Below are 11697 nucleotides of genomic sequence, written 5' to 3' on the forward strand. Positions count from 1 at the left end.
AACTGTCCCAAAATGGGGCAATAATCTACCATTTTGTGGTCCCCGTAAACTCGACGTTAACCCTATGAATCAGAGCAATCTTAAGAGATCATGTTCATTCTGGTCAAAAGGGCAAGTATCCCGTCAATCTATTGGCACACAGAGGCCGAGAATACATGAACAACGGATCGTCGCAGAATAGTAAGGACAAAACAACTATTAATCGCGCCCGAGCAAATCGCCGGCGCGAAGTTGCACGTACCGTAAAGGATGCTCGCGAACGTCTTGGCACGGTCGAGGGGGTCCGTCCCAGCTTTGAAGCTGATCTTATTTTGATGTTCGTGAAGAACAGATTGTCGGTGGCCTACGCCATGCCGATGATCGCCATTGTGGCCGCGACCATCTCCAGTGTCTGGCTTCCCGTGGAGGTGGCTGGCGGCTGGCTTGTGGCCATGCTGCTCGCACATTCCATCATCATTCTCTCTACAAAACGCATGGAAAAGAGCCTTAGTCAGGAAGGGAATCTGCGCTCAATCCGCAGGGAGCTTTTTGCTGGCGACATGCTCTATGGCATTGTTTGGGCTATCTTTTTCATCAGCAATCTGCAATTCAACACGGACTATGGGTTCGGTGTTTTCCAGTTTGCGACTATGCTGATCGTCATTGCTATGGCGACCATGTTGTCCTCTCCCCTGCCCGGTGCTTTGCTGGCTGCCACAGCCCCGATTACGGGCGCGTTGATCTTCAGTTTCTGGCAGTATGACAGCATGCCTCACTACGCGATGGGGTTGATGGCGATTGGGGCACAAGTGTTCTTTTACATCCTCAGCAAGCAGCTCCATACTTCCGCTTTGACCCTGCTTGAGTACCGCGCCGAGAAGGACCATCTGATTTCAGAAATGGAACAGGTGAATGCAATTTCTCAGGAAGCGCGGCGCCGTGCAGAGGAAGCAAATCTGGCTAAGACGCGTTTTCTTGCGACAATGAGTCACGAATTACGCACACCTCTGAATGCGATTCTCGGCTTTTCAGAGGTGATGAAGGACGAAGTTCTTGGCCCTATGCATAATCAAACATACTTGGATTACTCCAAGGATATCAATCAGTCGGGCCAACATCTGCTCAATCTGATCAACGAGATTCTGGATCTGTCGCGCATTGAAGCTGGTCGTTATGAGCTGCAGGAAGAACCTGTCTGTCTGCGTGATGTGGCAGCGGCCTGTAAGCATATGATGCATATGCGGGCGGCGGCGAAGAACATCGAGATCCACGAAGTCTATGAGAAGGGCCTGAGCAAGGTCTGGGCGGATGAGAAAGCACTGCGCCAGATGGTGCTGAACTTGCTCACCAACGCCGTGAAGTTTACTCCACCTGAGGGGGAAATCTCCATTCACGTGGGCATTGATGGTGCTGGAGGACAGTATATCAGCGTCAGTGACACGGGTGCCGGTATTCCTGAGGAAGAGATCCCAGTGGTGTTGCAGGCCTTTGGGCAGGGCACGCAGGCTATTCAGGATGCAGAGCAAGGCACTGGCCTTGGCCTTTCCATTGTGCAGGCTTTGGCGCATATGCATGAGGGCGAGTTTAAGCTGGCCTCCAAGCTGCGTGAAGGAACGCAGGCGACCATCTCCCTGCCCGCCAAGCGCGTGTTGAGCCATATCGATCCTATCCCGACGCCAGACCCAACCACAGGCAAAGACAGAGAGCCCTTGCTTCGGGCCGGATAAGGATATACGTTCCTTATTTGTTCCAGATGCATCTGTTGGGGGATTGTATGCTTCGAGGGTCGTGCCACTGCGGCGCAGTCAAGTTTGAATTCCGTGAAGAACCAGAATGGCTTACAGAGTGCAACTGCTCTGCATGCCGTCGTTACGGCACCATCTGGGCGCATGGTTCACCCAAGAACGTGACCATTGAGAAAGCGCCGGATGCGACGTTCACCTACATCTGGGGTGATAAGATGATCGCGTTTCACACCTGCAAAACCTGCGGAAACACCACTCACTGGTCAGATCTGGACGAGGACTATGATCGCATGGCGGTCAACACGCGGCTTGTTCCGTTTGAGGATGTGAAAGACATTCCCATTCGCCATTTTGATGGTGCGGATACAGGGCAGTTTCTGGATTAAATCACTTTCTTTTTCTGCGTGATCCTTTGAGCCGTCTGGCTTTGCTTTTGCGGATCGTGCTTCAATTCATTATCAGGGAGAAACACATGCTACGTGGCTCATGCCATTGCGGTGCAGTTAAGTTTGAATATCGGGAAAACCCAGAGTGGCTGACGGAGTGTAACTGCTCTGCCTGTCGCCGTTTTGGAACTGTCTGGGCTCATGGCTCGCCGAAGAACGTAACCATCGAGAAAGAGCCGGACGCGACTTTTGCGTATGTGTGGGGCGACAAGGAATTGGAGTTCCATACCTGCAAGACATGCGGAAACACTACGCATTGGGCGCCGGTTGACCCTGAGGGGGATAGAATGGCGGTGAACACGCGCCTGGTGCCTGCTGAGGACGTCAAAGACATCCGTGTTCGCCATTTTGATGGCGCTGATACCTGGCGCTTTGTCGATTAACGCAGCTCATCAAACCGCGTTTGCGTTGAAATGTGCGTTGGTTTGAAAGAAATGCGTTTTTTCTGCGTTCTTTACTGAGAGGAGGAGAAAAAGGGGGGCCTCAACTCGTGCGAGTTGAGGGCGGCCTTTTTCAATTTATCCCCCTCCTCAGCGGAGGGGTTATTCTCAAATTAGTCCTGAGCTGCAACGCCTGCATCAGCGAAGGTCGCCATGCCGGAGTGGGTTGCTGCTGCTGCTTTGATGATGCCTGCCGCGATTGCTGCGCCAGAGCCTTCACCAAGACGCATGCCCAGATCCAGAAGTGGCTTGCCGCCCATTTCAGTCAGAGCGCGGCGGTGCGCTGGTTCAGCGGAGGCATGAGAGAACACACAGTGCTCCAATGCGGTCTTGTCCATCTTGTAGAGGATGGCAGCTGCTGCGGAGGTGACGAAGCCATCAATCACAACAGGAACCTGCTGCATGCGTGCTGCCAGAATAACACCTGCCATTGCTGCGATTTCGCGGCCACCAATCCGGCGCAGAACTTCCAGAGGCTCAACTTTGCCCGGACCACCGATCCGCTGTACAGCCTGCTCAACTACGGTAATCTTGTTTTTCAGCGCGTCGCCCTGAACACCAGTGCCCGGACCGACCCACTCTTCTGCTGTGCCGCCAAACAGGGCGTAGAAGATGGCTGCTGCAACGGTGGTGTTTGCGATGCCCATTTCGCCAAGGCAGAGCAGATCTGTGCCACCAGAGATTGCTTCCATGCCAAAGGCCATGGTTGCTGCGCATTCGGATTCTTCAAAGGCGTCTTCCTCGGAGATGTCCGGGGTTGGCATTTCCAGCGCCAGTTCAAACACTTTGAGGCCGAGGTCATAGGCAATGCAGAGCTGGTTCACGGCGGCGCCGCCAGCTGCAAAGTTGGAGACCATCTGCGCGGTCACTTCTTTCGGGAAAGCAGAGACGCCTTTGTCAGCAACGCCGTGGTTGGCTGCAAACACAGCTACGAGCGGACGGGTGACTTTTGGCATTGGCAGGCCCTGCCAGGCAGCCAGCCATTCCACCAGCTCTTCCAGACGGCCCAGAGACCCCAAAGGCTTCGTCAGCTGCGCATCACGTTTTTTCACCGCCTCGACCGCTTCAAGGCTTGGACCCGGCATTGCGCCGACCAGGTTTCTGATATCATCGAATGGCAGTGCAGACGTTGCAAGAGACATACGCTTCTCCGAACTTTGGTAACCCGCAAAATGAGTATTTGCGCTTTGTTGTTTGCGCAGATCTATAAGCCACCGGAAGCAGAATACAAATGAGACTTATCAACTATTTGTGGTTTCCACGGCTTTGCAAACTACAAATTGTTGCTCTAACTGATTTTGGCGGCCTTTCTGGTCTGATTTATTTCTGTGAGAAACCATCATGTCCGACGATCAACGCAACGAAGATTCTCTTCCTTCCTCTTCACATATTCTGGCGGAGGTGGCCGAGCTGGTGCGCTTTTTCTCCCGTATTCCTCTGCCAAAGCTGGGAAGCTGGGATGATCTGATTACAGCTCCGGATTTTCGTTTGCGCTCCCGCAGCATTCCGCTGGCCGGTGCGGTGATCTCCCTGCCCAGCATGCTGGTGTTGTGGCTGCTTTCACAAAGCGCCCTGCCCGCAGCTGTTGTGGCTTTGATTGCAGTTGGCGTGGCGGCAGCTGTTCAGGGCTGCCTGCATGAGGATGGCCTTTCTGATGTGGTTGATGGGTTCTTTGGTGGTCATACGGCTGAGCGGCGGCTTGAGATCATGAAGGACAGCCGTATCGGTGCGTTTGGCACTGTGGCGCTTGTGCTCTCGCTAAGCCTGCGCTGGCTGCTGCTGGCCACCTTGCTGGAGGCGTTTGGCGGCTTTGGGGCAGCTCTTGGCTATCTGGCAGCTGAGACGATTGGCCGGGTTGGCATGGTCTGGATCTGGCACACCATGCCAGCGGCGTATCAGGGCGGTCTTTCCACGCGCTTTGGCGTGCCTGAAAACATCGCAGTGTACTGGGCTGGTTGCTTTGCGTTGCCGCTGATTGCCGTCAGCCTGTTTTACTTGAGCTTCTGGCAGGTGGTGATCGGGGCTGGTGTGAGCTTTGTGCTGGTGTGGGCGCTGGCGAAGCTGTCCCTCACTAAAATCAAAGGCATTACTGGTGATGTTTTGGGGGCTGCGCAACAAATCGGTTCACTGGGCTTCCTGCTGGGCGTCCTTTCTCTTTAGAAGCTGTGTTCGCCACCCCTTAAAAACCAGAGGCATTCCTCTGCTTTTTTGGGTAAGGCGCTGCAAGAAACCATTTTTGTGCAATCATTTGCTAGCATTTTAGCTTTAATATACGCGCATTGTTTGCCTACAAGCGCGTGAAACCCTTTTTACAGTTCTCGGGCCGGAGACATTATGAAGCTATCCTTTGCTTGTGCACTTTCAGCATTCAAACGAGCTGCTGCCCTTGGGCTGGCTGCTGCCGTCCTTGCCGGTTGTGCCTCCAGGCCCGGACCGGATTCACTGGAAATTTCGCTTGAAGAAGCCGAAGGGACCAAGGATGTTCATATCCTTGTTGCGACCACACGGGCGCGTGCTGAACACCCCCCTGCGCTTTACACTTCCAAGCGGTCTGAAGAGTTGGATTTTGCTTCGGCCACCATTTCCATTCCGCCAACCCACAAGCCGGGCAAGATTGAATGGGCCTCTTCACCTCCGGGCAACCCGAATACCGACTTCGTGGTGCGGCAGGCGGCTTACATTGACGGCAATGCAGCTTTCCGAAAGCAGGTCAATCAGGCCATTGCAAAACGCACTGACCGCGAGCGCGAAGCTGTGCTGTTCATTCATGGCTACAACACCCGCTTTTCTGAGGGCGTGTTCCGCCTTGCGCAGATGGCAGCAGATGCCAAGGTCAATCGGGTGCCGATCCTGTTCACCTGGGCGTCCGCTGGCAATCTGACCGACTACATTTACGACACCAACAGCGTGACTGTTGCCCGCGACGGGCTTGAGCAGGTATTGCGGGAGCTGGTGAACTCTGATGCGGAGCGGGTGACCATTCTGGCGCACTCCCTTGGCAACCTGTTGCTGCTGGAGACTTTGCGGCAGATGGAGCTCAAAGGTCACGGGCTTTTGAAGAACAAGAAGGTCACCATTGTGATGGCTTCGCCGGACATCGATATTGATGTTTTCAAAACAATGATTACCTCTCTTGGATACAGAGCAAACCCTGTGTTTGTGCTGGTTTCGCGTGATGACCGCGCGCTGCGCTTCTCCCGCCGCATTGCCGGCGGCAAGGCGCGTGTGGGCGGCATTGAGAATGATGCAGAGCTGACAAGTCTGGGCGTTGTGGTCATTGACCTGACGGATGTGCAAGGTCAGGATAGTGTCAACCACGACAAGTTCGCGCAACTTGCTCAGTTTGGGCCGCAGCTGGTCAATGCCCTTGAACAAGGCACGATGAGCCGCAACAAGCAAAGCATTGGCGGACGTCTTGGAAACGCTGGACGCAGTTTCACCGAGTTTTTGGGGAACACTGCGAAGATCGTGATCAGCACGCCGGGATCCGTTGGCGCAACGCGCTAAAGCAGTTCGCATTTAAGTTGAACACTTGAACTGCTTTAGTCGTTATTTTCGCGTATCTTTATCCGAAAACCGGTTTCCACTTTTCGGAGATACGCGCTGAACACAGCGGTTTGAACCCGATGATTTTGTAGGACAGTATTTTGTCAGGTACTTTAGAAAGACCAGCCAGCCCGTGTTTAAAACTGTGCCAGCTGGATGAAGAACGGAAGATGTGTGTGAGTTGCTGGAGATTGCTCAGCGAGATTGCCGGATGGGGTTCCCTTTCTGCGCAGGCTCAGCACACCATTCTTGCCAAGCTTCCTGCACGAAAAGCTGAGTTTCTGGCTATCAAACAGGAGGATGTGCAATGCGCTGGACGATAGGCCTTGTCATTCTCATCGGTGCCATGGTGATTGGCGTTGCCACCGGATATCTTGGAACACCTGAGTTTCTTGGCGACAAGTTTCAGGAGGACGGCCCTCGCTTGGTCGCCCTTGCGGCCATGGGCATTGTGATTATGATGGGCGTGTTCATTCGCCGCCCGCAAATCCGCGAAGTGTTTGGCGCTGTGGTGTTCTGGGGCGGTCTGGCGCTGTTGCTGGTGATTGGATACTCGTTCCGGTATGAGCTGATGACCGTGCGCGACCGGGTGATGTCCGAGCTGTTTCCCGGCTCCATCTCTCAATCTGCTGATGGCGAGATGGTGATCTCGCGCGGCATCAACCATCAGTTCTTCATTGATGTTCAAGTGGATGGCGTTTCCGTCGATATGCTGGTGGACACTGGGGCTTCGCACATCACTTTGTCACACGGAGATGCACGCCGGGTTGGCATCGACACGAACAACCTTTCTTACAGCATCCCTGTTTCCACCGCCAACGGCATGGGTTTTGTGGCCCGCGTGCGTTTAGAGGACATGCAGATTGGTGACTGGCGCCTGAACGAAGTGCCCGCATTTGTGGCGCAGGAAGAGATGCTCTCAACCAGCCTGCTGGGTATGAGTGCCCTCAACACCTTCGCCAGCTGGCGCGTGGAAGGCAACCAGCTGATCCTGAAGGCGCGCTGAAGCAACTCGCGTATCAAAAAATAAAAGCCGCAGACAGGAATGTCAGCGGCTTTTGTGTTTCTTATGGCTTACAGCTTACAGCAGGCTGTAGGCAAACCTTGCGCAAGCAATCAGGAGGAACACACCAAACGCCAGCTCCAGCTTGCGCTTTGGCAGGTTGTGGGCGAAGTGTGCGCCCAGAGGAGCCACGTAGATGGTGATCGGGATGATCAACGCGATGGCAAGCAGGTTGATGTAGCCTACAGAGAATGGCGGCAGGTTGGGAGCGCCCCACCCGGCTGCGACCATGCCGAAGACTGCGGGAATGGAAATCAGCACTCCAACACCAGAAGATGTGGCAACGGCCTGATGGATCGGACGGCCAAACAGGGTCATGAAGGTGTTGTTCATGACGCCACCGCCAATGCCCATGAGCGTTGAGAAGAAGCCGATCATCACGCCTATCAGCGCTCGTACCGGATTGCCCGGAATGTCTGATCCCAGTTTCCAGCTTTCACGATTGAACAGCATGCGCATGGCGACCACAAACGCGATAACGGCAAAGATGCCTTTAAGCGTATCACCGGAAACGAGCGCCGCCACGTAAGAAGCCAGCAGTACACCAATCGGCACAGGGATAATCCAGCTTTTCAGCAAGGACAGATCAACAGCGCCTTTCTTCTTGTGTGCGAAGAAGGAGCGCAAAGAGGTTGGGACGATGACGCCCAGAGACGAGGCCACGGAGATGTGAACCACGGCGTCTGGATCAACGCCTACCTCTGTCAGAATGGTCACCAGGATCGGCACGAGGATCGCGCCGCCTCCAATACCAAACAGCCCTGCCAGAAAACCTGCTAGTGCACCAGAAGCAATCAATGCTGCTCCGAACCCCAGCATAGACGCAGAAATCATGTCCATGCTGTCCCCTCCTCAATTCCAATTGCATTTCATGCGCGTATTCTTATCCGAAAACCGGCAGCCACTTTTCGGGAGTACGCATTCTTCTCGCGTACTCGTATCCAAAAACCGGAAGCCACTTTTTGGGAGTACGCATTCTTCTCGCGTACTCTTGCCCGAAAACCGGAAGCCACTTTTCGGGAGTACGCTAAACCAGCGCTGCCTCTTTCTGCTCACGTGCTTCAAGCGCAACGCTTTGATGATGTGAAACCGCTGCCAGAGCCTCTTCCAGCACCTCTATGCCAGCACCAGTCTTATTGGCTTCCACCGTCATAATACGGCGGAAATGGCGAGCGCCCGGAACACCTTGGTATGTTCCCAAAATGTGGCGGGTGATGGATGCCAGCTTGGTTCCGGCAGTCAGTTCGTTTTCGATGTAGCCGCGGTAGACGTCCATTGCCTCAACCGGCGTGATCGCGGTGCCGTCCTCACCGTAGACCACACGGTCAACCTCTGCCAGCAACATCGGGTTCTGATAGGCCGCGCGGCCCATCATGACACCGTCCAGTTTTTCCAGATGCGCTGAGGTTTCTTCCAGTGTTGCCACGCCGCCGTTGATGCCGATGAACACATCCGGCAGGCGCTGCTTCAGGCGGTAGACAAGGTCATAATCCAGCGGTGGCACATCGCGGTTTTCCTTCGGGCTGAGGCCCTTCAGCCACGCCTTGCGGGCATGCACCCACAGCGCATCTGTACCTGCGGCGATGACTTTATCTGCCAGTGCGTTGAGTGCCTCTTCCGGCTCCTGGTCATCCACGCCGATGCGGCATTTGGTGGTGACCGGGATGGAAACAACATCCTTCATGGCCGCGATGCATTCTGCCACCAGATCCGGCTCCAGCATGAGGCAGGCCCCGAACTTGCCAGACTGTACGCGGTCAGACGGGCACCCGACGTTGAGGTTAACCTCATCGTAGCCCCAATCTTCCACCATTTTGGCACACTCAGCCAATGCTTTGGGATCAGACCCGCCCAGCTGGCAGGCAACCGGCTGCTCCTGTCTGGAGAAATTCAGATGACGGTCCCTGTCGCCATGGATCAAGGCGCCAGTGGTGACCATCTCAGTATAAAGCAGCGAATTCTTAGAGAGGACCCGGTGAAATGCACGGCAATGCCTATCCGTCCAGTCAAGCATCGGCGCGACCGCGAAGACGGGGCTATTGATATTATAGAGTTTTTTTGTTGCTTCAGTCATTCACGACGGTCTCAAACAGTCTCAAGTCGCAGTCTTTTGCCCTTTCTGCACAAAATTGGCAAGTCACAGCACTGAGAAACCTATGAGCGGGATGGAATGGTGAGGTGCATGGTTAAGGTGGAGAGGTGGGAGTAAACAGCTGGCCCACTAAAGACATCAGAGAACTCAGGCCTACTTACTCGCTGGAGCTGTTTCAGATTTTTCCAAGAAATCAAGCAACTCTCTTGCCGGTTCTTGGCCACGCCGCTCAGCCTGTTTCGCCCATTTTTTTGCTACTTTGTTATTCTGAGGCAGACCACGTCCCCTGTGATAATTTAATGCAGTCATAAACTGGCAGGCAGAGTTCTGCTTCTTGGCACACTGCAAAAAGAGTTTCGCAGAGTGTTCTTCATCTTTCTCGACGAGTTCACCTTTCAGATATAGCTCCCCCAGCATCAAAAGTGACTTGTCGTTGCCGAGATCCGCAGCCTGTTTCAGATATTGGAGAGCCTTTGGCTTATTCTGTTTGACAAATTCTCCATTAAAGTAGGTCATAGCCAGTTTATGCGTAGCATCACTCTGACCAAGTTGCCGAGCCTCTTCCAAAAGAGCTAAAGCTTTTGATTTATCTTGCTCAATCCCAGATCCATTCCAATAGCAAATCGCCAAATTAAGTTTTGCGTCAGCGTTGCCGCCTTGAGATGATTCCTCAAAGAGATTAGCCGCTTGCTCAAAATCTTGCTTAACCCCACGGCCATTCATGTAAAAGAAACCTAAGAGGTTCTGTGCACCAGCATGGCTCTGAACCGCAGCTTTAGATGCCCATTCAAAAGCAATTTCATCATCCTGCTTGAAAATTGTACCTTTGTGGCGAAGTACAGCCAGACTAAACTGCGCATCAGCATCTCCTGCATGCGCTTTATTCTGTAAGTCCGCAGGTGTCTGAAGAGGTTCGGAGCTTGTAGTCAGATTTGAGATGTATGGTAATGCAAATAGTATTCCCCCGAGAAGAAGAACAGCACAAAAAAACAATATCGAAACTTTTAGGGGAGCACGCATTTGGAAATCCAAAAATCGAAAACAATAGCTGAATCAATGTCGATAATGCTCAATGTTGCTAAACATGTACACTAGGAAGTTGGGTGCTCTAAAAAGAAAATAATTGAAGAACTACATGCCTTTGCTTTATCGCACCCGCGGTGCCATTGCTTTGACTTTGCCGACATCTAAATGAGATACGCCATGCCCTCTTTTGCTCCGCCAATCGAGGTAGGCGCCGAAGATTTCGGTCTGGCGGCCCTTGATGCCGGGGAGTGATCGAACATCTCCTCCCGCCCATGGGGAGAATGGAGAGCGACGGACGGAACCATAAAGACCAATGCGGAGGCCCGGACGTGTTGCGATGCCTCGGGCATGGAAGCCGTGCGTATCCGCTATGACGAGAGTATTAGCAGGAACAGCGAATGACACAGGCTTGCTGAAGCCCATCTCCTGCAGCTGATCTTCTGTTACGCGGAACGAACCGACAGCATGATTGCCATCCTTATGTGTTGCTGCGGTGAGGCTTTGCTCATACTCCCACTTTCTGCGTGCTTCATTCAGTCTGTGTGAGCCGGGCACGTAATGGAACGGGCCATCTGCCAACTCTACATCTTTCAGGAAAAGCCAGGCTTTGGCTGTGGGATGGAATGTGTCTGAATGAAAGTTAGTCTGCGGATCTTTGCGCTTTTCGTCCAGATCCCACAGAACGGTATGCAGGTAGACAAGTGGATCTGCATTGTTGGACGCCACATAGCGCAGGCCTTTTTGGAAGATATCGGCACCCACAGCGGCCTGCAGACCGGGTAGTTTCTTCAAGATAGCAGGCGTCAAACCGATGAAACGGGTGACGGTCCGCCCTTGCTTCATCTCCCGCGCCGCAAACTCTGTCTGCTCCAGCTCATCCTGCACTGCTTTGAAGATATCTTCCGGCAACACGTTATGGCGCACCACATATCCATTTTCATGAAAGAACTGCCGGTCTTCAGCTGGCAGAAAGTGCTCCATCTGTCTGCGTCGCATCTGCGCCATCCGCTCCGCCAGTGCCATGCGCCACACATGAAACCCGCGCTCATTCAGATACCTGCTCCCAATAATCGGATTGCCCCGAAACGACTTCCCTCCTAACGCAATATCAGCAATCCAGAGCGGGCTCTTGAATATCTTCAGAGGTGACATTGGGAATTCTCGGGCTAATACACAAACACAGATAAACCCTAGGTTTAGTCGGCACTAATTGCCAGCCAGAAGAAATCAAGGTGCCAACAGTACAACGGTCAATTCAAAACAAAACATTTTTAGAAAATAATTGTGGCAGTCAGGTTTATCCTGACTGCCACATCTACAAAACAAGCAATGCAGCTTACATAAAGGCTGCTGTTTAGAT

General features: G+C 53.3%; 12 protein-coding genes. 7 read left to right on the forward strand and 5 right to left on the reverse strand.

Annotated elements, in window-relative coordinates; translation table 11 throughout:
- Positions 1-155 precede the first annotated feature (155 nt).
- The 3 genes from PJE062_RS21630 (at position 156) to PJE062_RS26780 (ending at position 2553) form a co-directional block, all read left to right on the forward strand.
- Positions 156-1706 carry a HAMP domain-containing sensor histidine kinase gene (locus PJE062_RS21630; RefSeq protein WP_148266140.1) on the forward strand — a complete coding sequence of 517 codons (1551 nt, stop codon included), beginning with the start codon at positions 156-158 and terminating at the stop codon, positions 1704-1706.
- Positions 1707-1753: 47 nt separating this feature from the next.
- A complete protein-coding gene (locus PJE062_RS26775) occupies positions 1754-2110 on the forward strand; it encodes a GFA family protein (protein WP_208608708.1) in 357 nt (118 codons plus the stop codon).
- Positions 2111-2196: 86 nt separating this feature from the next.
- A complete protein-coding gene (locus tag PJE062_RS26780; protein WP_208608709.1) occupies positions 2197-2553 on the forward strand; it encodes a GFA family protein in 357 nt (118 codons plus the stop codon).
- A gap of 170 nt (positions 2554-2723) precedes the next feature.
- On the opposite strand, the gene cobT is transcribed toward PJE062_RS26780, so the two are convergent.
- On the reverse strand, positions 2724-3752 hold the full coding sequence (gene cobT / locus PJE062_RS21645) for a nicotinate-nucleotide--dimethylbenzimidazole phosphoribosyltransferase (RefSeq protein ID WP_008551789.1): 1029 nt from the start codon (positions 3750-3752) through the stop codon (positions 2724-2726).
- A gap of 199 nt (positions 3753-3951) precedes the next feature.
- Here cobT and PJE062_RS21650 point away from each other — a divergent pair, with 199 nt between their 5' ends.
- The 4 genes from PJE062_RS21650 to PJE062_RS21660 all read left to right on the forward strand — a co-directional run bounded on the left by PJE062_RS21650 (position 3952) and on the right by PJE062_RS21660 (position 7162).
- Positions 3952-4770, forward strand: coding sequence for an adenosylcobinamide-GDP ribazoletransferase (locus tag PJE062_RS21650; RefSeq protein ID WP_008552026.1), 819 nt, complete (start codon positions 3952-3954; stop codon positions 4768-4770).
- A 174-nt stretch (positions 4771-4944) separates the two neighbouring features.
- Entirely contained in the window at positions 4945-6117 is a 1173-nt protein-coding gene (locus tag PJE062_RS21655; RefSeq protein WP_008552062.1) for an alpha/beta hydrolase, read from the forward strand.
- Positions 6118-6257: 140 nt separating this feature from the next.
- Positions 6258-6479, forward strand: a complete 222-nt coding sequence (locus PJE062_RS26185) for a DUF1289 domain-containing protein (protein WP_198136893.1) — start codon at positions 6258-6260, stop codon at positions 6477-6479.
- Complete coding sequence (locus PJE062_RS21660; protein ID WP_008551987.1) at positions 6464-7162, forward strand: TIGR02281 family clan AA aspartic protease; 699 nt, start codon at positions 6464-6466, stop codon at positions 7160-7162. The genes PJE062_RS26185 and PJE062_RS21660 overlap by 16 nt, the downstream gene beginning before the upstream one ends.
- Positions 7163-7237: 75 nt before the next feature.
- On the opposite strand, the gene PJE062_RS21665 is transcribed toward PJE062_RS21660, so the two are convergent.
- From PJE062_RS21665 to PJE062_RS21680, 4 genes are all read right to left on the reverse strand, one after another.
- Complete coding sequence (locus tag PJE062_RS21665) at positions 7238-8059, reverse strand: sulfite exporter TauE/SafE family protein (RefSeq protein WP_008552000.1); 822 nt, start codon at positions 8057-8059, stop codon at positions 7238-7240.
- Positions 8060-8246: 187 nt separating this feature from the next.
- Positions 8247-9293 carry a tRNA dihydrouridine(20/20a) synthase DusA gene (gene dusA / locus PJE062_RS21670; RefSeq protein ID WP_008551854.1) on the reverse strand — a complete coding sequence of 349 codons (1047 nt, stop codon included), beginning with the start codon at positions 9291-9293 and terminating at the stop codon, positions 8247-8249.
- A 171-nt stretch (positions 9294-9464) separates the two neighbouring features.
- Entirely contained in the window at positions 9465-10331 is an 867-nt protein-coding gene (locus PJE062_RS21675; RefSeq protein WP_008551868.1) for a tetratricopeptide repeat protein, read from the reverse strand.
- Positions 10332-10457: 126 nt separating this feature from the next.
- The gene (locus PJE062_RS21680) at positions 10458-11489 is read right to left on the reverse strand and encodes a phytanoyl-CoA dioxygenase family protein (protein ID WP_008551940.1); all 1032 of its coding nucleotides are present in this window, start codon (positions 11487-11489) and stop codon (positions 10458-10460) included.
- Positions 11490-11697: the final 208 nt, after the last annotated feature.

The organism is Pseudovibrio sp. JE062, assembly GCF_000156235.1.
GTDB lineage: Bacteria > Pseudomonadota > Alphaproteobacteria > Rhizobiales > Stappiaceae > Pseudovibrio.